The organism is Sphingomonas hominis (assembly GCF_013328205.1).
Classification (GTDB): domain Bacteria; phylum Pseudomonadota; class Alphaproteobacteria; order Sphingomonadales; family Sphingomonadaceae; genus Sphingomonas; species Sphingomonas hominis.
The window spans coordinates 40,656-61,655 of record NZ_JABULH010000005.1 but is presented as its reverse complement, the minus strand read 5'-3'; the positions used below and the strand labels follow the sequence as shown (position 1 = coordinate 61,655).

Below are 21,000 nucleotides of genomic sequence, written 5' to 3'. Positions count from 1 at the left end.
GGCCGACGGGCTCGAGCTCGTCGCGGCGGACCACACGCAGGTACCCGTGCTGATCGCGCGCATGACGGTGGGCGGCGCGATCATGAAGCGGGTATATACCAAGATTGACAGCGCACCGACCAACCTCCCCAAATATCTCGGCTGCGGCGTGCCTGGGCGACGCAGCGGTGGGCGACTTGAACGCGGTGCTGGAAGGAGAACGTACCGGCGTGGCGCTGACCAGCTTTCCCCTAATAGTCGCGTCGCCGCAGTGGAGCGATTGTTCAAGCTGTTGGACGGTCCAACAGATCGCCGAGAAACACGATCAGTTTTTGGGAAGCGCCCCGGCGTGCGTGCTCTTCGTCGATGATCACGAGCATCTGATCGAGCAAATCGATCCGGCCGTGAACGTCACCGATTGCGAATATTCGAAGACCTGCGGGCACCCGCGGATTGATGCGACGCGACGCGAACGGACGAAGGAAACGCCGGATTGTCCTTCTCCACGCTACACGTCAGCTACACCCCTTGCCGACCCGCTGGATAATAGCAAGTCGGTGCTTTCGAGGTCTTCGGTGCGCTGAGTGATTAGCCAGCCAGCCAATAAGCGGACAGCGCAATCGGAAGCCAACACGTCACTGCCAATCCGGCGATGATCGCGGCATTGTTGGGATGGACTGCCTTCACCCGGTTCACGAATGAACCATCGCCGTGAGCGTAAGTGAATGGAACAGCCACTTCGGCACGGCGATCTCTCACGCATTCTCTCCCGTAACGGCCGCTGCGTGGCGAGCCGTGTCACATGCTCAACAGTGGAATGCCCCAAGTGTTCCGGCGCGGTGATGGCCGACCATCACCTGTTCAAGCGTGCGACACGTGGTGCGCGCAGAGTAGATTTTTGCCACTACCGTTGGTCCTGCCTAGCGGCTAAGCGGGGCGGCTTCGAGGGAGCGGTTGTTGTAATCATGTTGGATGCTGCCGCAACGGGAAAGCGGAGCCGCTTAAAGCGTCGGCTGCGGCTGCGGCTGTACGTCGGTATCCTGCTGGTCGATGCACTCGCCGTGGCGCTCGGCTTCTGGTTGGCGCGCTACCTTCAGCCCGACCTGTGGCAGGACGCGCGCACCTTCGGTCTGTTCATCGCGACCTTCTCGCTGTTTCTGCTGATTGAGATCCGCAACCTGCGCCCGGCCGCGCTGGAGCAATGGCTGCGCGGCACGGGCTCCAGCCTGGTGTCGCTGATGGCGGCGTTGCTGCTGGCGGTGTTTGTGTCATTCTGCCTCAACCGCGCGGCCTATGTGCCGCGGTTGTTCGCTGGCGGATCGCTGGTGCTGTCGGGGGCGCTGCTGATCCTGTTTCGCACGATATTGGGACGCGTGGGCGAGCGGATGCTGAGCGGATCGGCGGTGTCGCGGCTGGTCGTGCTCGACGGGCTGGCGATCGACCTGCCGCATAACGTGGCGACACTCGACGCGCAGCGGATCGATCCAGGTGCGGGCGCGCCCCACCCCTATTTTCTCGATCGGCTGGCGCAGGCGTTGAAGGGCGTCGACGAGGCGTTCGTCGCCTGCCTGCCCGAGCGGCGCGCGTTCTGGGCGGTGACGATGAAGGGCAGCGCGGTGCGCACCGAATTGCTGGTGCCCGAGCTCGACCAGTTCGGCGCGATCGGCAACAAGCATTTCGCCGGGATCGCGACCGTGCTCGTGTCCACCGGCGCGCTGCCGACGCGCGAGCGGGTGATGAAGCGAATCCTCGACCTCGCCATCGTGGTGCCGGCGATCGTATTTCTCGCGCCGTTGCTGCTGGCGGTGTTCATCGCGGTGAAGCTCGACAGTCCGGGCAAGGCGTTCTTCGTTCAACCGCGCGTCGGCTACGGCAATCGGCTGTTCCCCATGTTCAAGTTCCGCAGCATGCGCACCGAATTGTCGGACACCGCGGGCGCGCAATCGACCTCGCGCGACGACAAGCGGGTGACCCGCGTCGGCCGCCTGATCCGCGCAACCAGCATCGACGAGCTGCCGCAATTGTTCAACATCCTGCGCGGCGAGATGAGCTTCGTCGGTCCGCGCCCCCACGCGCTGGGGTCGCTGGCGGGCGACCAGTTGTTCTGGGAGGTAGACCCGCGCTACCACCATCGCCACGCTTGCAAGCCGGGGCTGACCGGGCTGGCGCAGGTCCGAGGTTTCCGCGGTGCGACGCACCGGACCGAGGACCTCACTAACCGGCTCGACGCCGACCTGGAATATATCAACGATTGGAGCGTGGTGCGCGACATTCAGATCCTGGTCGCGACGTTCAAGGTGCTAGTCCACCGCAACGCATTCTAGCGCGGTCTTCGATCAGGCCGGATGTCGGGTGTCGGAGTTAGCGGCGGGTCGCCTCCCTATCGGAAGCGACGTTGCCTGCTAGTTACAATGGTTCACCTCGGGCGTCCTTGACCCTCTGGCGGCCCGACACCAACCCTGATGTTTGAACACGTTGGCCGTTCACGGTGCGACGGCGAGCTCCGCGTTGGGCGTCGCCATAGCCGCTTGCCTCGGGCGATCATCGGACGCTCGACCCCCGTGTAGACGGCGGTGGCGAGCGCAACGGTTGCCGCGACGGTGAGCGCGATGAACAGGATCGCCGCACCGGCGTTCGCGGGCGGGACGATCAACGCTGCCACGCGCGTGACGGGGATGTGGAAGAGGTAGATCGAGTAACTGATCGCGCCGAGCCGCAGCAGCGTCGGCGATGTCGCACCCGCACGATTGTGCAACATCGCGAAGGTAGCGGCGGCGGCAATCCCGGCGAGCAGCACGCCAATAGGCGTCGACAGCGTGAAGCTGTGATCGGGCTGAGCGGCGAGTAGCGGCATGGCGGCAAGTGCGAGCAGCATCAGGGTGACGGCATAGCAGGTGGCCGCGCGGCGCGCGTGCTCGTGCGCGATCCGCATCAGCGTGCCCGCGAACAGGAACGACAGATGCGCGCCGAGATAGACGACCGGCGCGTGCACGCCGGCATCGCGCAGCAGCACGCCCGCGACCGGCAGCGCGACACAAGCGAGCCCGAGCGTGAACACGGCGCCCGCTCGCCGCAACAGCCCGGCCGCGAACAGCGCGACGCACAGTGTATAAAAGGCGAGTTCGACGAACAAGGTCCAGTACACGCCTGACAGCGGTTGCTGCCCCAACAAACTGGGCGCCATCGTGAGGTTGGCCACGACCTGCGCCATTGGCGGCAGCGCCGGAGCGGTTGCGACAACAGCGATGAGCGAGAGCCAGAAGGCCGGATAGAGCCGTATCGCGCGGGTGAGCGCGAAGCGCCGCAGCGCGTGCGCGCCATGTAGGCTGAACGGGACCACGTAGCCGCTGACGAGGAAGAACAGCACCACGCCGTAGCGCCCGAGATCGAAGCGATCGACCGTGATCGCCGACAGCCACGCGCGCGCTTCGGGCATAGTGGCGGGATGTATGATGATGGGGTGGACCGCATGCTGTACGCAGACGCACAGCGCGGCAATTCCGCGCAGCGCGTCGATCGAGCCGATCCTTCCTGCGATCGCCACACGTCCCCCATTCCGCCCGGCCGAGCAACGTGTGACATGCGCGCCGCCCTGCATCAACCGTGACGGGGAACTTGCCGCCATCGGGTCGACAGGTGGTTAAAACCTGCTGCGGTGCCGAAGATGCGTGGGCTTCTGCGTAAGTCTTTGCGCGTTCTGCGACCGCATCCACGTGCGGCGCAGCCGACGCCTTGCAAGCAGCGAGACGCATCGCGGGCGTGGTCATGCACATCGCGCCCGGTGCCGTCACGAAGGTGCGGTGCCGGCCGCCAGCTCCACCGGTCGGCCGAGATATCCGGCCCGGCGCTACCGACGAGATTGTCGCTGTCCTACAAGGTTGCGAGCCAATAGCCGGAACGTACCGTGAACAAAAAAGGGAGGCGGTACGATGGACGAGGTACAGGTGGAGGCGCCCGGCGGGTTCGTGCCGCAGATCGCGCTGACGTTTGGCGCGCGCGACGGTGCGGCAGTGGCGGTTGATCGCGCCAACCCGCTGCCGACGCGCGCGGTAACCGCTGCGGCGGGATCGGTGCCGCTGGCGGGGGCCAGCGCGGAGAGCGGTGTGTTCGGCCCGTTCGCGCCGGACCTGAGCCGCGCGATCGTCGTCACGCTGGCGGGCGAGTGGAGCGGCACCGTCACCCTGCTGCGATCGAGCGACAACGGCGCGACGCGGCGACCGCTGACCTTCATCGATGGATCGGCGAAGGGCGTATGGAGCGGCAACGTCAACGCCGCGATCGGCGAGGAGAGCGTGGCAGGTGCCACCTATTACCTCCAGTTCGCGCGCACCGCGGGCACGCTTTCCTACCGCGTGGAGCAGTGACAATGGCGCTGGATATCGAGGCGCAGGGGCTGGCGCTCGGTGCGCGCGCGCTGGCGGAAGCGCGGCATGAGGGCTATTTTCCGATTGCCTGCCGCACCGGCGCGGCGTTCGGGCGCGCGGTGGCGTCGAACAATCCGGGCGTCTCGCGGATGCGGCACATATTGCCGTACGGCGCGCTCGACGTAATCCCGGTCTACGCCGGCTGGACGTTGCAGCCCGGCGAGATCGCGACCGCGGCGCTCGCCGGCATCCACCTCGGCGTCGAGCCGACCTGGGGCGCACAGACGATGTGGGGCGCAACCGGCAACGGTGCGGCGGTGGTGCGGCGCGTCAGCGCGAACGGCAATCTGTCGCCGAGTGTGCCGGCCGACCATCTGCTGCTGCCCGAGCCGGTCGCGGTCAACCGCCGCGCGGGCGAGGCAATCGGCACGCGCATCTGGGTGCCGAGCGGGTCGGGCTATGCCGCGAGCCGATCGGTGCTCGCGGGGCACGATTACTGCTACATCGGCGCGAACGCGACCGATTGGGCGTGGGGCGGAACCATGCCGGTTGCGAGTGCCATGCCCTCGGCGATGCAGCCGATCGCGATTCTCGGGCGCGCGCCCGACCGGCGGCGGCATCCGGCCGTCGCGATCGTCGGCGACTCGATCGGCTACGGCAACGTCAGCCTTAGCGGCGGCTCGCTCGGTTGGGATAATGACGCCGACGGCAATTCGGGCTGGATCGAGCGCGCGCTGGCGAGCCGCGTCGCGTGGAGCAACTTGTCGGCGCCGGGCGATCGGCTCGATTATCTGACTAACGTCAACGGCGGCGCGGGCGCGCGGCGGGTCGGGCGAACGGGTGCGCTGAAGCGGTTGGGCTACACCCACGTGATCCACGCGCTGAGCGGCACCAACGACGCGTTCACGGGGCTGACGCTGGCGCAGCTTCAGGATCGCTGGCTCAACTGGACCGACGAGCTGGTCGGCATGGGGCACCGCGTCTGGGCGGTCACACCGCCGCCGCACACCGCGTCCAGCGACAATTGGGCGACGCTCGCCAACCAGAACGTGACCGCACCGGGCGCGGTGCTGGTGCAAATGGCCGATTGGATTCGCGGCAACGCGCGTGCCTATGGGTGCGAGCGGGTGATCGACCTCGCCGCGTTGGTCGACAATGGCGCGGGCAAGTGGCGCGTCGATCTCGCCGCGCAGATCGGCGTGCCCCCGACCTACGACGGGGTCCATCCGTCGAGTTCGATGACGCAGTGGATGGCGAACCAGGGGCTGCTCGCGCCCGGCATGTTGTGATCGAAACAAGGTAAAGGCTTACACTTCCACCGCCGATTACGTGTTTTGCGTAGTCTGTCCTCGACGCGCCGGATACCACCGGGTCGGGAACAGGCGGGGGCTTGTTTGAGAGAGACGAGCGGCGAGGAGCATCGTGCGCAGGCGGCGCAGCATCGCGGCGACATCGCGGGGATGCGCGCGATCGCGGTGGCCGGCGTGCTGTTGTTCCACGTCGGTGGCTCCGATGGCGGGTGGGGTGTCGCGCGCGGTGGCTTCGCCGGTGTTGACATCTTTCTCGTCATCTCGGGCTATCTGATCACCGGTAACCTGCTGCGCGCGCGGGCGGCCGGGCAGTTCACGCTTATGGGCTTCTACGCGCGCCGGATCGTGCGCATCGTGCCGGTGCTAACGGTGGTGGTGCTGGCGACGCTCGGATATGCCATGCTCGCGCTGCTGCCGGTCGAGATCTCGCGCGTCGGCAAGAGCGCGGCGGCGACCGCGGCGTCGGTGTCGAACTTCTATTTCAACGCCACCACCGGCTATTTCGCCACCGCCGGCGAGGCGCAGCCGCTGCTCCACAGCTGGTCGCTGGGGGTGGAAGAACAATTCTACCTGTTTCATCCGCTGTTGCTGCTGTGGCTGACGCGGCGGGGATGGGCGCCGCGTCCGATGCTACTCGGCATCGGCGTCGCGTCGTTCGCGCTCGGCACGGTGCAGGCATTCCATCAACCGGCTGCGGGTTTCTACCTGCTGCCGGCGCGGGCGTGGGAACTGGCACTCGGCGCGTGGCTGGCAGCGGGGGGCGTCAGGATGCGCGCAGATCGGTCGGGCGAGGGCTGGTGGCCTAGGACTTGGTGGGCCGGGAACTGGGTGCGCGAGGCGGCGAGTGCGGCCGGTGTCGCGATGATGCTGCTCGCGCTGGTGATGCTCAAGCCCGACCTGCCGTTTCCCGCACCCACCGCGCTCTTGCCGTGCGTGGGTGCGGCGCTGGTGCTCGGCTGTGGCGCGGGCACCCGCGCGGGGACGCTACTCGGGTCGCGGTCGCTGCGCTGGCTGGGGATGATCTCCTATTCGGTTTACCTGTGGCATTGGCCGATCGTCACTTTCTATCGCCTGCGCTTCGGCCTGACCTTGGGAGTGGCGGAGGCGGCGATGCTGGTCGCGGTGTCGGTCGTGGTCGGGGCACTGTCCTTTTACCTGGTCGAGCGGCCGGCGATGCGGCGCTGGCGTAGCGCGTCGCCCGCCGGCGTGATCGCGGCCGCACTGGCGGTAGCCGCAGCGCTGGTGACGCTCGGACTCGGCGCGGGGGCGACGGCCGGGTGGCTGCGGCCGGTCCGACCGGCAGTGTCGGCGCTCGCGTCCTTTGTGGATTACGAGCGCAGCGCAGTTGGACGCGCGCAGTTCCGGCGCGGCACCTGCTTCGTCACCGACAACGCGCCGGGGTTCGACGCCGCGCGCTGCCTGGCGCGGCGGCCCGGCCGGCGCGCGCTGCTGGTGATCGGCGACAGCTACGCCGCGCAATATTGGCGCTCGATCGCCGAGCGCTTCCCCGATGCCGACGTGATGCAGGCGACCGCCGCGGGGTGCCGTCCGCTGATCGAGGCGCGCGGCGCGGCGCGTTGCACCGCGCTGATGCGGCACGTGTTCGCGGACCTGGTCGCCCATCGCCAGGTGGAGGCGGTGGTGCTCGCCGGGCGCTGGCTGGCGTCGGAGGATGCGGCGCTGGCGCGGACGATCGCCTTTATCCGCGCGCACGGCGTCGCGGTGACGGTGGTCGGGCCGGCCGTCGAATATGACGGCAGCGTGCCGCTGCTGCTGGCGCGTGCGGTGCAGGCCGGCAATGCGCGCGGGATCGATCGATTCCGACGGCATGGTGCGCGCCGGGAGCGTGCGATCCGGGCGATCGCGCTAGCGGCGGGCGCCAATTACTACTCGGTTACGTTGCGCGAGTGCCCGCGGAGCGCGTGCCGGCTGTTAGCCGCGCCGGGCGTGCCGATCCACTTCGACGAAGGCCACGTAACGCAGGCGGCGGCGCGGCAGTTGATGCGCGATTTCGGATGGCCATCGTAGCAGCGGGCAAGAGCCGGGTGGTGCCCGCGCGCGCGCGCCGACGCGCAGTGCCATGGGTTCCGGGGGTTATGCTGGTCGCGGTAGCTTACGTGTCGGCGATCGGGCCGCAGGCGTTGCAGGATCGCGGCGCCGCGTTCGCGCAATATGCGGTGGTCGACCAGCGGCTGTTCATGCCCTTCTACCTCGCGCTGGCGGTGCTCGCGGGCGTGATATGGTGGGTGCGTCCGGCCTATCCGCTGCGGTTGTTCGATCCGTGGCTGCTCGCATTCCTGTGCTGGTCGGGTTTCACCGTCGTCGTGTCGCCGGTGCCGGGCAAGGCGGTGATCGGATGGGGCAAGCAGCTGGTGTATTTCCTCGGCGTGGCGGCGCTGGTCGTGACGTTTCGCACGCAGCGCAGCCTGGTCGGCGTGCTCGGCTGGACGTTGCTCGCCTTCGTGGCGGCCGACCTCGCCGCGGTGCTGCTGCGGCCCGATGTCGCGATCCATCACGCCAACGACGCGGTGGAGCCGACGCTCGCCGGATTGTGGCGCGGGCTGCACCCGCACAAGGCGAAGTTCGGCGAGCTGCTCGCCTTCGCGGTGCTGCTGGTGCTGGCGATGGCGCGTGGGCGGCGGCGCGGGTGGCTGGCACTGCTGGTGGTGCCGCTGGTCGTGCTGATGCTGTTGGCGGGGGCGAAGACCTCACTACTGGCGCTCGCGCTTTCGCTGCTGCTGCTCACGGGGCTGCGCACGGCGGCGCTTTACGCGCCGGGTTTGCTGGCGACGCTGGTGATCGCGCCGCTCGTCATGCTGGTTGGGGTGGCGGCGGCCCTGGTGATGCCGATGCTGCTGACGAGCGTGTTCGGCGACGCGACACTGGCGGGGCGGACGCATCTGTGGGGCGTGTTGTGGCGCTATGTCGGCAGCCACGCGCTGTTCGGCAGCGGCTATTCGTCCTTTTTCCTCGGCGAGGAGGGGCCGCTGTTCCGGTCGGGCGACGCGATGCTGATGCGGATGGGGAATGCGCACAATTCGTTTCTCGACCTGCTCGTCACCACCGGATGGCCGGGCGCGGTGCTGGGCTATGCCGCGCTGCTGGTGGTGCCGGTTACGGCCGCCTATGGCCGCTTGCCCTATGATCGTTACGCGCGATTGTGGGTGGCGGTGATCCTGTTCGGCGGGATCAGCAGCCTGACCAGCGTGACCTTGTTGCAGAACGAGCGCGCGTCGGGGTTGATGCTAACCCTGGCCTATGTCGCGCTGCGTCAGTTTACCCCCGCCGGCCACGCCGTGCCGCCGATCGGCACGCGCCTGCGCAGGCAGCACCGGGCAGAGGTGGGCGCGTGACCGGGGCGGTGCGCGTGTCGGCGATCATCACCGCCTATCGTCGCGCGGGCGTGGTGCGCGCGGCGATCGAGTCCGCGTTGGCGCAGGACCATCCGGTGCTCGAGGTGATCGTCGTAGACGATGCCTCGGGTGACGACACCGTCGATGCGGTGCTGGCTGTGGGCGATCCACGCGTGCGATTGCTGTCGCTGCCAGCGAACGTCGGGCCGGCGGGGGCGATGAACGCGGGGATCGCGGCGGCGCGCGGAGAACTGGTTGCGCTGCTCGACAGCGACGACCAGTGGCTGCCGCACAAGCTGTCGCGCCAAGTCGCGGCGTGGCAGGCGCATCCCGGACGCGAGGCGTTGCTTGTCGCGTCGCGCGTGCTCGACGTGCGTGACGGGCGGGTCGCCGGCACAAGACCCGAGGCGACGATCAGACTGCGCGAAGATGTTGCCGATTATCTGTTCGTGCGCGACGGATTGCTCCAGACCAGCACCATGCTGCTGCCGCGCGCGCTGGCGTCGCGGGTCGGGTTCGACGCGGCGACGAGGCGGCACAGCGATCCGGGCTTCGTGCTGCGGCTGGCGCGGGCGGGCGCGAGCATTCTCCAGCTGGAAGAACCGCTCGCCTGCTGGTGCAGCGTGAGCGGAGCGGCGCGCGTGAGCGGCACGCGCTCGCTCGACGAGTCGATGGCGTGGTTGCGGTGGTACGGCTCGTGGATGAGCCCGCGCGCGCGCGTCGCCTTTCGCTATCGCAACCATATCCGCATCCTGCGCCGCAATGCGCCGTTGGCCGCGGCGTGGCTAACGTTGCGCGCGGCATTGGCCGGGGTGCTCGGCGGACGCGAAGTGCTGCGCGCGTGGCGGTGGATGCGCGGGTGATTTCACTCGCTTTCCCGGCAAGCGCGACACGCGCGCAGGCGTTGCTGCTGGTACGCCGGCTGGCGACCGCGGGAGCGGCGACGCTGTTGCTCAATGGCTTTAACTTCGCACTGGGATTGCTGCTGGTCCGGCGTCTCCCGCCGCGGACCTTCGGTGTCTGGGCGATGCTGACGACCTTGCAGGGGGTGGCGGGCGTGCTGCTGACGGCGCTCGTCGCGCAGCAGATGGCACATGTGCTGCCGCGGCTGCATCATCCCGCACGGCAGCGCGCAAGCGCGCGGCTCTTCGCCAGCGTCGCAGTGTGGTGCGTTGTGGCCTTCGTGCCCGTGACCGCGGTGACGTTGTACGCGCTCGACCTTCCGCTGAGTGTCGTGGCTGCGGGCAGCGTGTTCGTCGCGGCGGCCGGTATACGCAGCCACGCGCGTTTCCACCTGTACGCGCTGCGGCGTCCGCGCGCGGTACTGACGCAGGACGTCGTTTTCGTCACGCTGGCGGCGGGCTGCGTCGCGCTGATCGGGTGGCGCGAGGACCTGACGGCGTTGCTGCTCGTGCTGACTTTCGCGAACATGGGGGCGAACGTAGCGGCGGTGGCATGGCGGTCGCAGGCACAACTGCCGACGTCCGGGCGCGTGCGGGTGCGCCGGCGGCTCGTTGCCTATCGCCGGCACGCGGCACGGGCGTGGTGGTCGCTGGTTACCGTTGCCTTGTCGACTGTGTCGGCGCTGTCGCCCAATCTCGCGCTGGCGAGCACGGGCGCGCTCGCGGCGCTGGCGACGGTTGCCGCACCCGTCGCGCTGCTCGCACCGTTGCGGCTGGTTGCGCTGACGTTTCAGGCGTCGCTGCGCGCCGAATATGCGGCGCTGATCCACGCCGGGCGGCAGCGCGCGGCGATGCATTTATATGCCGGCGCGAGCGGGCTGGCGCTGCTCGCGTGTCTGCTGCTGGCAGTTGTCTTGTGGCAGGCGTGGCCGTGGCTCGGCCCGCGGGTGTTCGCGCGCGGTTACGATCACGCACTGCTCGCGCGCGCGACGATGCTCGCCTTCGCGATCGCGGCGGTGAACGTTGTGCGGCTGCCCGGGGCGGTGTTGCTCAACGTGCTGGGCGTGTTCCGTTTCTCCGCCGCGACGCTTGGTGCGGTGGTGCCGGTGGTGGTCGTACTCGCGTGTTGGCTCGCGCACCGCGGCGCGGTCGTGGCGGTGCTCTACCCCGCGCTTGCCGGAGAAGCGGCGATGCTGGTCGCCGAATTGGTCGCGCTGCGACGGCGGCTGCGCTGATGCCGCGGCTGCTCAACGTCAACACCTACCATTATCGTCGCGGCGGCGCCGACGCGGTCTATCTCGATCACGGCGCGCTGTTCGAGCAGGCGGGATGGCAGAGCGGCTGGTTCGCGATGCATCATCCGCGCAACGAGGAAACGCCCTGGTCGCGCTTCTTCGTCGACGAGATCGAGCTGGGGCACGACTATTCGGCTTGGCGCAAGCTGGCGATCGCCAAGCAGGTGATCCACTCGCGCAGCCACGCGCGTGCGGTTCACCGGTTGCTCGATGCTTTTCCCGCCGACATCGCGCACGTCCACAACATCCGTCATCACATCGGCGCCAATATCCTGGCCGAGCTCAAGCGGCGCGGGGTGCGCGTAGTGCTGACGGTGCATGACCTGAAATTGTTGTGCCCCGCCTACCGCATGCACGACGGCGTCGGCGTGTGCGAGGCGTGCAAGCCGCATGCGGTGCACCACTGCGCGACAAGGCGCTGTATGCACGGATCGCTGCCGCTGTCGGCCCTCATCAGCGCCGAATCGGCAGTGCACCGCGCGACCGGTGCCTATCGCCGCCACGTCGACCGCATCGTCTGCCCGAGCCGTTTCTATTTGGAGAAGCACGTCGAATGGGGTTGGCCGCGCGCGCAGCTGATCCACATCCCCAACGACGTGGCGTTGCCGCGGCCCGCACAGGTGGCGCCGCCGGGCGACTACTTCTGCTATTTCGGGCGGTTCTCGTTCGAGAAGGGATTGGCGACGCTGGTGCGCGCCGTGGCGATCGCGCGCGTGCCGCTGCACCTGGTGGGTGAGGGGCCGCAGGAAGCGGCGCTGCGCATGCTGGCGGCGGAGACGGGCGCGGACGTGACCTTTTACGGCCATCTGGCCGGCGACACGCTGTTCGACGTGGTACGCGGCGCGCGTGCCTGCGTGCTGCCGTCCGAATGGTACGAGAACGCACCCAAGAGCGTGCTGGAGGCATTCGGTCACGCGCGCCCGGTGATCGGCGCGGCGATCGGCGGCATTTCCGAGCTGATCGAGCACGGCCGCACCGGCTGGCTGTTCGCGAGCGGCAACGTCGGCGAACTCGCCGCGCTGCTGGTTCAGGTACGCGATGCCGATGATGCGGTGATCGCCGATATCGGCGCGCGCGCCGCGACGTTCGTGCGGCGCACGTTCGGCACCAATCGCTACCTGTCGCAGATGACCGCGCTCTACGCCGAACTAGGGATCGAACCGGCTCCAATTGCTTGCTAGATGGAGGTATTTGTAAGTAAAAGCAGTAGTTGACCGCGAGGTCAACTTGACCGTCGGCGGCACATCTCAATAGATTATTCACCAAGATCAAACGGGGGCTCGATGCGGGTTTACGTCGCTGGTTGCGGGGGCATGCTCGGTGAAGCCGTTCACAAGACCTTTGCGCAACGGCATCATGTCGCGTGCAGCGACATCGACCTCAATGCCGACTGGCTCGACCATTGTGACTTTCGAGATTTTGCGCAGTACAAGCGCGCGGTGGAAGCGTTCGCGCCCGACGTGCTGATCCACCTGGGCGCACACACCAGCCTGGAATATTGCGAGCGCGAGCCCGACGACGCGTATCGCACCAACACGCTGGCAGTGGAACATGCTGCAACGCTCGCCAATACGCATGGCCTTCCGCTGGTCTATATCTCGACCGCGGGCATCTTCGATGGCGAGAAGCGGTTGTACGACGATTGGGACCAGCCCAACCCGCTCGGCGTCTACGCACGAAGCAAATACATGGGCGAACTGCACGTCCAGCGCAGCGTGGCTAAGCACTTCATTTTCCGTGCCGGGTGGATGATGGGCGGGGGACTGGCCAAGGACAAGAAGTTCGTTGCCAAGATCATGCAACAATTGCGCGCGGGCGCGCGCGAGTTGAAGGTGGTCGACGACAAGCTCGGCACGCCGACCTACACGATTGACTTCGCGCGCAACATCGAGCGGATGCTCGGCACCGAATATCACGGGCTCTACAATCAGGTATGCGGCGGCGAGACCGGGCGGCTGGAGGTGGCGCAGGAACTCGTGCGGCTGATGGGACTGGAGGAACGCGTCGCGGTGACGCCGGTCGGGTCTGACCATTTCGCCGCCGATTATTTCGCGCCGCGCCCGCCGTGCGAGCGGCTGGTCAATTACAAGCTGATCTTGCGCGGCATGAACCACATGCGCGACTGGCGCGTGTCGCTGCACGAATATCTGCGCGACTATTGGGGCGAGGCGATCGCCGGGATCGAGGGCGCGACGCTCGCCCCGATGCCGAGCGTCGTCCCGCCACCCGGCCGAGCGCAACGCGCGGTCGCGGTGGCGGCCCTGCCGCCGCTCGTTCATGCGGCAGCCCAGCGTGGGATGACGCGCGCGACTGGGCATCACGATCACGAAGGGGCAGACTCGGCAACTGTCGAACGGTGCGATGCCTGACGCGTCGTCAGCGAGGCGCTCCGGCGCGGGCCGATGACGACCGACTGCGTGCCTACACCGTGCGTTCGGCGAGCGATTTGACGACCAGCGACCCTGCAGCGGCCAAGCCGATCGACCGGCTGTCGCCTCGCTGTTGGGATGCGCCTGTTGTGGGCACCGAAGCAGCGGTTCGGCATGGTACGGCGCGGCAGTACGACATGCTGTGCGAGCAGGGCATCGGCGATGTGATCGATCACCGGCCGCGTGCCGATGCTCTGTCGCAGATTCCGCAACTCACCGGTGATCCTAAGATTGCCGATGCTCCGCCCGATGGAACGGCATGCATACTGAGCCCTGTGCCGCCCGACGATCCGCCTATGCGGCCGCCACGTCCGCCTGGTACCGCGCCGCTCAGGATCGCGTCGTTTGGGTTCCGGCACCTGCCGCCGCGCGCTGGTTGTGCAGGCGCTGACAAGTTCGTCTTCGAATTACTGCCCCGCCTCGCCGCGCGCGGGCACGAGGTCGTCGCGTACAACCGGATCGCATTCACCGAGCCGGCACTGCCACCTGACAGCTATCGTGGCGTGAAACGCCGCACCATTCGTACGTTCCACACATCCGGGCTGGAAGCTCTGTGGCACGCCGCTCGTGTAACCTTTGACATCATCCGCCACAATCGCGCGGACGTGGTTCACATCCAGAACGGAGGCAACAGTCCGTTTGGCGCGATTCTGCGGCTGTTCGGCAAGCGCACGGTGCTGACCGAGGATGGCAAGGAGTGGGAGCGTGGCAAATGGTCGCCGCTCGCGCGCACCTATCTGCGTGCAATGACGTGGCTCAGCGCGCGGGTTCATAGCGAAGTCGTATTCGACAACGTTTTCGCACGCGCCGAAGTCGAGGCACAGGCCGGGCGACAGTTCGCGCTGATCCATTACGGTGCGGAAGTCGACTATCAGCCCGACGCGGACGCCGAGACCGCGGTGCTGGCGCGGTTTGGGCTGGTGTCGGGTGACTATTTCCTGTTCGTCGGCCGCTTCATCCCGGACAAGGGATTGCACCACCTCGTCGCCGCGTTCGAGCGGTTGGAGACGAACAAGAAGTTGGTGCTGGTCGGCGGCGCGCCTGCGGGCAGCGACTATGCCGCGGCGATCCGCGCGACCGCCGACCCGCGGCTGGTACTGCCCGGCTTCCTTTATGGCGCGGAAACGCACGCGCTAATGCGGCATTGCGTCGCCTACGTGCAGCCGTCCGACCTGGAAGGGTTGTCGCCGGTGATCCTGGAGGCGGCGTTTCTCGGCACGCCGGTGATCTGCTCGGACATCGCGATGAACCGCTACGTATTGGGCGAGCACGGCATCTATTTCGCGGCTGGCGAGGCGAACGACCTGCACGACCGATTGGCGGCGGCGCTGGCGGCGCCCGATGCCTTGCGCGCGCGCGCCGCGGCGCAGCAGCGGCACGTCGCCGATACCTATTCGTGGGAGCGGGTCACCGACGAATATGTCAGCGTCTTCGAGGCGAAGGGGCGCGAACGATAACGCGAAGGGGGGGATCGGACATGCGGATAGCGGTGGTCGGATTGGGGAAGATGGGGCTGGCGCACCTCGCGCAGATCAGGATGGTCGAAGGGGTCGAGGTGGTTGCCGTCTGCGACAGCGCGGCGTTCATGCTCGGCCTGTTGCGCGGGCAGACCGGGCTCCACGTCTGTTCCGACTATCGCGCCATGCTTGCTTCGGTCGCGCTCGACGCAGTGGTGATCGTCACGCCGTCGAAGTCGCACGTCGCCATGGCGCGGGCGGCGCTGGAGCGCGGCCTGCACGTCTTTTGCGAAAAACCGCTGACGCTCTCACCGCAGGACAGCGCGATGTTGTGCGAGATCGCCGCCGCGCATGGGTTGGTCAATCAGGTCGGCTATCATCACCGCTTCATGGGCACGTTCCGCGAGGTCAAGCGGCTGCTCGACGCCGGCGCGATCGGCACGGTGAGCCACGCCTCGGCCGAGGCCTATGGGCCAGTGGTGCTGCGCCCCGCCGCTGGAACGTGGCGATCGCGGCGCGAGGAAGGCGGCGGGTGCTTGTACGATTACGCCGCGCACCCGATCAACCTGCTCAACTGGTACATGGGGCGTACGGCCGCGGTCGGCTGTACCGCGCTCAACCGCATCTTCTCGGCCGATACCGAGGACGAGGTGCACGCCACCTTGTTCTTCGATGCTGCCACCGCACGCATCGCGGTCAATTGGAGCGACGAGTCGCAGCGCAAGATGTGCACCAGGGTGACGATCTGGGGATCGACCGGGCGCATCTACGCCGACCGACAGGAGGTGCAGTTGTTCGCACGCAGCGGCGCGCGGCTGCCGCAAGGCTACCATGTCGGCTGGAACACCCGCTACACCACCGACCTGACCCCTGCGGCGGGTTTCTACATCCGCGGCGAGGAATATGCCGCGCAGTTCGAACATTTCGTGTCAGCGATCCGCGGTGAGCGTCCGGCCGCGGAGAACGACTTCGCCTCGGCGGCGGAAACCGACCGCGTGCTCGCGATGCTGCGCACCGACGCCGAGGAACCGCGCGTCGCAGCGGTGCCGACCAGGCGACGGCGCCTGTCGATCTTCGGGCGCTGAGCATGGAGCGGCTGATCTTCGGCGACAACCAGTTCTTCGGCATCAACCATATGTCGGAGGAAAAGGCGCGCGCGCAGGCGATCCGGTTTCAGTCGGACGCGGCGGTGATCGCGGTGCTTGACGCCGCGTTGGCGGAGGGCGTGCACGCCTTTACCTGCACGACGCACGACCGGATCGAGCGCATCGCCGACCACGTGCGCGCGCATCCCGAGCGATACCGCGACTTCCATTTCTACCCGGGCATGCCTTACGCGCACAAATACGCGAATGCGGTGACCGAGGATGGGATGCTCGGCGCGCTTGGGCGGTTCATGCCCGGGGAAGGCGGCGTCGCACGGTTGATGCGCGGTGGTTTGTCGCTAGCTCGCGGTGACGTGGAAGGGATCGCGACCTTCCTGGTCGATGCCGAAATGGCGATGTTCGCCGGGCTGAGCACGCCCGTGATCTTCCTGCAGAACGTGCTGGTCGACCTGTTGCTCGGGCTGGGCGCACACGACGCGTTCCGGATCTTCGACGCGCACGTCCGCACGCGTTATGGCGCGGAGCCCGGTTACATGACCATGAACATGCCGCATCTGCTGCCCGTGCTCGAGCGGCTGGGGATCGACAATCCGATCGTGTGCACCACCATCAACAAGCGCGGGTTCCGCATGTCGGGCGGGATCGAGGCCTACGTCCGCGCGCTCGAACGGCATCGCTTCCGCTGCGTGGCGATGTCGGTGTTCGCGTCCGGCGCGATTCGTCCTGAGGAGGCGATCGATTGGGTATGCCAACAGCCCAACATAGAGAGCATCGTGTTCGGTGCGTCGAGCCGCGCCAACATTCGCGCGACGCGTGCGCTGGTCGCGCGACATTGGGCGCTCGACGAGGCGGAGATCGCTGTGGCGGTCTGATGCCAACGTACGACACTTGCTGCCAAGCGTGCCCACTTCAACGCGCGCGCACTTCGACCGGCGATTGTTCCAACGGGGGTGGGCGTGGTGATCCGCCTGCGCTAGGCCATTGATCCGTGACCGAGAAGGGTGCGTGGCGACGTGGGTGCAAGGGCGTCCGGTGCCCGACGAAGCAACGACCGGGACCGCAGCGCCACGTCAGCAGGGAGAGCAGAGACGACCAGCGACGAGTACGGGGCAAACGGACGTTCCTGGTGCTGGTCGTGCCGCGTGGATGATCGGGCGTGCAGGGGGCGCTGCTGTGATTACTGGGTGAGCGGCACTACCGCCCACCCGCGCTCACCGCCGCTCAGCTGCGGTAGTTCTGGTAATAATCGCTGTACTTGTTGGAGTAGTAATTAAGCGCGCCGGCCGAGGCGGAGGCCGGATCGACCATCGACAGCATAATACCAACCGGGCGGCTGCCATCGGTGCGCAGGAAGTTGATCGCCGAGGACACCGCGCCACGCGACGTGTCGTTCCATTTCACCACCACGATGGTCGCGTCCGCCAGGATCGCGAGGAAGCGACCATCGGCTAGGCCGAGCAGCGGCGGCAGATCGAGCACGATATGCTCGTAACGACCGCGCAGGTCGCGCATCAGAGCGTCCATCGCATGCTCGCCGAACAGATTTTCCGAGGAGAAGAAACGCGTCGGTTGCAGCAGCACGTCCAGGTTGGGAACGTCGCCGGTCATGATCGCCTCGTCGACGCTCGCGTCGCCGTGCAATACCTCGACGATGCCCACCTTGGGACGCGGTGAGCGCGTCATGTTCTGCATCACCGCGCGGCGCACGTCGCATTCGACCAGGATCGTCTTCGATCCCGCGATGGCCAGCGTCCGCGCGAAGGCGAGCGCGGTCGTCGACTTGCCCTCCGCCGGCAGTGCGGAGGTAAGCGCCACCACCTGCGGTGCGGAGCCTGCACGCACCCCCATCACCGCGGCGCGCCCGATGCGCAGCGCCTCGGCGTAGAAGGAGGTGGGCTCGTCGAGCATCAGGTCGGCCGGGTTCTCGGTCTTGCCGACCTTGGGCACCGCGGCGACGACGGGTAGGCCGTACTCGCGTTCGATATCCTCGACGCTGGTGAGGCCACCCGACAGCGCTTCCTGTACCGCGATCGTTACCGTGCCGGCGGCCAGCGCGACGATCAGCGTCAGCACGAGCAGCAGCGGGCGGTTGGGTGAGGTCGGACCCGCCGGGGGCTCGGCATTGTCGACGATCTCGGCCGGCGCCAGGCTGACGCGTGCGGCCTGCATGCTGTCGAGCGAGAGCTGCGACATGCGATCGTACTGCGCGCGCTTGGCCGCGGCCTCGCGCTCCAGGCTCTCGGCCAGCACCGAGTTGCGCGCGTCGCGTGCGCGCTGCGTTTCGATGTTCGACAACGACGACTTTAGGCTCTCGGCACGCGCGCCGGCAGCAGCGGCATTGGCCTGGAGCGAGGATACGACGCGGCGCGCCTCGGCCTGGATTTGCGCGTCGATGCCGGCGAGCTGCTCGCGGACGCGCAGTGTCTCGGGGTGGCGATCGCCGTAGCGCGCCTGCACCTCGGCCATGTTCTGCACCACCAAGGCGCGCTGCGCACGCAGCTGCGTCACGACCTCCGAACTCAGCACCGCAGCGACCGAGCCGATCCCGCCGCGCTGCATTTGGCCCTGCGCGGCGTTGAGCGCCGAGCGCGCGCCAGCCGCCTCCGATTCAGCGAGCGACAGCGACGAAGCAAGCGGCGCGACCTGCTGGTCGAGCACGGTGCCCGACCCGCTGTTAGCGGCGCTGCTCTCGGTGATCCCGTTGGCACCGCGGAACTCGGCGACGCGCTGATCGGCCTCGCGCGTTTCGACCGCGAGTTCGGCCAGGCGGCGCGAGAACCATTCCGACTGACGCTCGGCGGTGCTCGCCTTGCCGGTCAGTCGACGCTCGATGTAGGTCGAGGCAAAGGCGTCGGCGATCGCGGCCGACTTCTGCCCGCTGCTCGAGGTGAACTTCACGTCGATCAGGTAGGTCAGCTTCTCGCGAGCGACGTCGAGGTGGCCGAGCACGCCATTCGCTATCGCGGTCTGGCGTGCGGTGGTGTTGGTCCGCGCGGCGGCACCTGCGTTCTTCAACGTGCCGGCAAATTCGGGATCGTTGTCGAGGCCAAGCTTCTGCACCACCTCGAGCGCGACCGGCAGCGCGCGGATCGCCGACACTTCGGTTTCGATCGCCTCCGTGGTCAGTTCGGCGCGACCGTCGGCGGAGCGGGTGGCGAGCGGGTTGCGCGATGGGTCGATGCGCACGCGTGTCGTCGCCGCGTATTTGGGCGGCAGCGTCATGACGAAGGCTGTGCCTGCCACCAAGACCGCCAGCGCCACCAGCGCCAGCGTCAGCCAACGGCGGTGCAGCGTGTCGCGCGCGATCGCGAACACCTCGGCGATCCGCGGATCCGCGACTCGCGCGACATTCTGGGTCATTTCTATAGCGTTTGCATCCCCCGTGCGCCCCGAACAGGCCCGCCGCTGCCGAAACAGATCATAGTTGATACCGTATGCTCGCCTCGGCGCGCGCTTCGTCGAAGCCGCCGCCGAGCGTACCCGAGCCTGCCCGATTGTTGTATCGGGCACTAGCCTCCAGCACCAGGCGACGCGACAACAGATAGCGCGCGCCGGTGGCGAGCTGGATAAAGTCGACCAAACCTTGCGTGCTGCGCGGGAATGTCTGGTGAGAGTAACCGGCCTCGGCGCGCAGAATGAGGTTGCGTAGTAGCGCGTGGTTGACGATTGCGGCTAGGCGGTTGTCGAAGAACACGAGCTGGTTCAACTGCGTGTCCTCCAGCACCCGACGCCCCGAGATCGTCACGGTGGTAAGCGCGGTCATGAAGAAGTCGACGCGCGCTTCCGCCGAAAGGCCGGCGACCGCTTGGTAGATCGACGCGGTCGGCGCGCGTCGGACATAGCCGACGCCGATCGTCCCGCGCGCCCTCCCCGCGAAGTCGAAATTGATCCCGGCGAGCGCGCGGTAGCTGTTCGAATTGCGGTTAGGAACTGCGGCGCTGAGCGGACGATCGTAGCCGATGTTGGCGTAGGCGAGCTGCGCGTAAACCGACACGCTGGGCGAGGTAGCGTATTCGGCCTGTCCGCTGACGCGCGCGATCGAGCGGTCTCGGGTCGCCTGGCTGCGCGGCGGGCCGTCGAGCAGCGGCACGTCGCTAAATGTAAAACTGGTGTAATCAGCTGCGAGCGTCAGGCGGGTGCGCCCTTCCTGGTAAACACCGCGCAGGGAGGCGAGATCGCGGCGGTAGCGCGACAAAGCAGCAATTGTCGGCACGACCTCGCTGCTGAACTGGTTCTCGACCAAGCGCGTGGAGGAGAGTTCGCCGGTGACCGACGACGATCGCCCGAGATCGGCGCGGCCGGTCGCGCCAATGTCATAGGTGCGCGCGCGGGCGCGGGATTGACCGATGTAATCGAAGTTCTGCCCGGCAGCGCGGAGCGAAACCGAGTGCCGGTTCCAGTCGGACTGGAGCCGGGCCAATGCTTCCTCGTAGACGAAGACGGTGCTGATCGGATTGACTGACGACGAGTAGATGTTGGAACTGGCACCTGCTCCCAGCTCCACGCTGGGGAACAGCAGAAACGATCCCAGCCGTCCGCCAAGCGGGTTGTAGTCGGGCGGTGTCTGATCGGCGACGCTGATGTTGCGGCCGCGGTCGAAGCCTTGCGGTACGAGAGGGGGAACCAGCAGACCTTCGCCGACCTGTGCCCGTGCGGGGCTGGCGTTGATGGCGACGATCGCAGCGAGGCCGGTCAGCAGGCCAGCTGAGGCGAGGCTTCGCCAGGCGGCGCGCGCGTGACCCGTCGGGTTCGCGCGTCTCGAGAACCCAGTCAGGTCGACTAACGGTTGCTCAAACCGGATCATG

General features: G+C 67.5%; 17 protein-coding genes. 13 read left to right on the top strand and 4 right to left on the bottom strand.

Translation table 11 applies throughout. The annotated features are described in order from the left end of the window. Window positions 1–263: 263 nt before the first annotated feature. Window positions 264–359 (bottom strand): hypothetical protein, encoded by a 96-nt coding sequence (locus HRV97_RS17795; RefSeq protein ID WP_343044511.1) that lies wholly within the window; start codon window positions 357–359, stop codon window positions 264–266. Here HRV97_RS17795 and HRV97_RS12025 point away from each other — a divergent pair. Together HRV97_RS12025 and HRV97_RS12020 are read left to right on the top strand one after the other, a co-directional pair. Further along, window positions 333–563, top strand: a complete 231-nt coding sequence (locus tag HRV97_RS12025) for a hypothetical protein (protein ID WP_174194520.1) — start codon at window positions 333–335, stop codon at window positions 561–563. The genes HRV97_RS17795 and HRV97_RS12025 overlap by 27 nt on opposite strands. Before the next feature lie 381 nt (window positions 564–944). Next, window positions 945–2,303 carry a sugar transferase gene (locus tag HRV97_RS12020; RefSeq protein ID WP_174194519.1) on the top strand — a complete coding sequence of 453 codons (1,359 nt, stop codon included), beginning with the start codon at window positions 945–947 and terminating at the stop codon, window positions 2,301–2,303. Window positions 2,304–2,395: 92 nt separating this feature from the next. On the opposite strand, the gene HRV97_RS12015 is transcribed toward HRV97_RS12020, so the two are convergent. Further along, the gene (locus HRV97_RS12015; protein WP_174194518.1) at window positions 2,396–3,523 is read right to left on the bottom strand and encodes an acyltransferase family protein; all 1,128 of its coding nucleotides are present in this window, start codon (window positions 3,521–3,523) and stop codon (window positions 2,396–2,398) included. Between the two features lie 385 nt (window positions 3,524–3,908). On the opposite strand from HRV97_RS12015, the gene HRV97_RS12010 reads away from it, so the two are divergent. The 11 genes from HRV97_RS12010 (at window position 3,909) to HRV97_RS11960 (ending at window position 17,067) form a co-directional block, all read left to right on the top strand. Next, the gene (locus tag HRV97_RS12010; protein ID WP_174194517.1) at window positions 3,909–4,343 is read left to right on the top strand and encodes a hypothetical protein; all 435 of its coding nucleotides are present in this window, start codon (window positions 3,909–3,911) and stop codon (window positions 4,341–4,343) included. Window positions 4,344–4,345: 2 nt separating this feature from the next. Next, window positions 4,346–5,632, top strand: a complete 1,287-nt coding sequence (locus tag HRV97_RS12005) for an SGNH/GDSL hydrolase family protein (protein ID WP_174194516.1) — start codon at window positions 4,346–4,348, stop codon at window positions 5,630–5,632. Window positions 5,633–5,737: 105 nt separating this feature from the next. Further along, window positions 5,738–7,681: an acyltransferase family protein gene (locus tag HRV97_RS12000; protein WP_174194515.1), complete on the top strand. Its 1,944-nt coding sequence runs from the start codon at window positions 5,738–5,740 to the stop codon at window positions 7,679–7,681. Then, window positions 7,669–9,006, top strand: coding sequence for an O-antigen ligase family protein (locus HRV97_RS11995; protein ID WP_174194514.1), 1,338 nt, complete (start codon window positions 7,669–7,671; stop codon window positions 9,004–9,006). The genes HRV97_RS12000 and HRV97_RS11995 overlap by 13 nt, the downstream gene beginning before the upstream one ends. Then, the gene (locus HRV97_RS11990) at window positions 9,003–9,869 is read left to right on the top strand and encodes a glycosyltransferase (protein WP_174194513.1); all 867 of its coding nucleotides are present in this window, start codon (window positions 9,003–9,005) and stop codon (window positions 9,867–9,869) included. Before HRV97_RS11995 ends, HRV97_RS11990 begins: the two co-directional genes overlap by 4 nt. After that, on the top strand, window positions 9,866–11,143 hold the full coding sequence (locus HRV97_RS11985; RefSeq protein WP_174194512.1) for a hypothetical protein: 1,278 nt from the start codon (window positions 9,866–9,868) through the stop codon (window positions 11,141–11,143). The genes HRV97_RS11990 and HRV97_RS11985 overlap by 4 nt, the downstream gene beginning before the upstream one ends. Then, window positions 11,143–12,384, top strand: coding sequence for a glycosyltransferase (locus tag HRV97_RS11980; RefSeq protein ID WP_174194511.1), 1,242 nt, complete (start codon window positions 11,143–11,145; stop codon window positions 12,382–12,384). The genes HRV97_RS11985 and HRV97_RS11980 overlap by 1 nt, the downstream gene beginning before the upstream one ends. Before the next feature lie 102 nt (window positions 12,385–12,486). After that, the gene (locus HRV97_RS11975) at window positions 12,487–13,572 is read left to right on the top strand and encodes an SDR family oxidoreductase (RefSeq protein ID WP_174194510.1); all 1,086 of its coding nucleotides are present in this window, start codon (window positions 12,487–12,489) and stop codon (window positions 13,570–13,572) included. Between the two features lie 356 nt (window positions 13,573–13,928). After that, a complete protein-coding gene (locus tag HRV97_RS11970) occupies window positions 13,929–15,089 on the top strand; it encodes a glycosyltransferase family 4 protein (protein WP_174194509.1) in 1,161 nt (386 codons plus the stop codon). A 20-nt stretch (window positions 15,090–15,109) separates the two neighbouring features. Continuing rightward, window positions 15,110–16,174 (top strand): Gfo/Idh/MocA family protein, encoded by a 1,065-nt coding sequence (locus HRV97_RS11965; RefSeq protein ID WP_174194508.1) that lies wholly within the window; start codon window positions 15,110–15,112, stop codon window positions 16,172–16,174. Window positions 16,175–16,176: 2 nt separating this feature from the next. Beyond that, window positions 16,177–17,067, top strand: coding sequence for a hypothetical protein (locus tag HRV97_RS11960; protein WP_223176811.1), 891 nt, complete (start codon window positions 16,177–16,179; stop codon window positions 17,065–17,067). A 349-nt stretch (window positions 17,068–17,416) separates the two neighbouring features. On the opposite strand, the gene HRV97_RS11955 is transcribed toward HRV97_RS11960, so the two are convergent. After that, complete coding sequence (locus HRV97_RS11955; RefSeq protein ID WP_174194507.1) at window positions 17,417–19,555, bottom strand: GumC family protein; 2,139 nt, start codon at window positions 19,553–19,555, stop codon at window positions 17,417–17,419. Window positions 19,556–19,613: 58 nt separating this feature from the next. After that, entirely contained in the window at window positions 19,614–20,999 is a 1,386-nt protein-coding gene (locus HRV97_RS11950; protein WP_174194506.1) for an outer membrane beta-barrel protein, read from the bottom strand. Window position 21,000: the final 1 nt, after the last annotated feature.

Excerpts from the sequence above, each read along its gene's own strand:
- HRV97_RS11955 (WP_174194507.1), bottom strand. The coding sequence starts at position 19,555 with ATGACCCAGAATGTCGCGCGAGTCGCGGATCCGCGGATCGCCGAGGTG.
- HRV97_RS11960 (WP_223176811.1), top strand. The coding sequence starts at position 16,177 with ATGGAGCGGCTGATCTTCGGCGACAACCAGTTCTTCGGCATCAACCAT.
- HRV97_RS12005 (WP_174194516.1), top strand. The coding sequence starts at position 4,346 with ATGGCGCTGGATATCGAGGCGCAGGGGCTGGCGCTCGGTGCGCGCGCG.
- HRV97_RS11980 (WP_174194511.1), top strand. The coding sequence starts at position 11,143 with ATGCCGCGGCTGCTCAACGTCAACACCTACCATTATCGTCGCGGCGGC.
- HRV97_RS11995 (WP_174194514.1), top strand. The coding sequence starts at position 7,669 with ATGGCCATCGTAGCAGCGGGCAAGAGCCGGGTGGTGCCCGCGCGCGCG.
- HRV97_RS11970 (WP_174194509.1), top strand. The coding sequence starts at position 13,929 with ATGCGGCCGCCACGTCCGCCTGGTACCGCGCCGCTCAGGATCGCGTCG.
- HRV97_RS17795 (WP_343044511.1), bottom strand. The coding sequence starts at position 359 with ATGCTCGTGATCATCGACGAAGAGCACGCACGCCGGGGCGCTTCCCAA.
- HRV97_RS12010 (WP_174194517.1), top strand. The coding sequence starts at position 3,909 with ATGGACGAGGTACAGGTGGAGGCGCCCGGCGGGTTCGTGCCGCAGATC.
- HRV97_RS11950 (WP_174194506.1), bottom strand. The coding sequence starts at position 20,999 with ATGATCCGGTTTGAGCAACCGTTAGTCGACCTGACTGGGTTCTCGAGA.
- HRV97_RS11975 (WP_174194510.1), top strand. The coding sequence starts at position 12,487 with ATGCGGGTTTACGTCGCTGGTTGCGGGGGCATGCTCGGTGAAGCCGTT.
- HRV97_RS12020 (WP_174194519.1), top strand. The coding sequence starts at position 945 with ATGTTGGATGCTGCCGCAACGGGAAAGCGGAGCCGCTTAAAGCGTCGG.
- HRV97_RS11965 (WP_174194508.1), top strand. The coding sequence starts at position 15,110 with ATGCGGATAGCGGTGGTCGGATTGGGGAAGATGGGGCTGGCGCACCTC.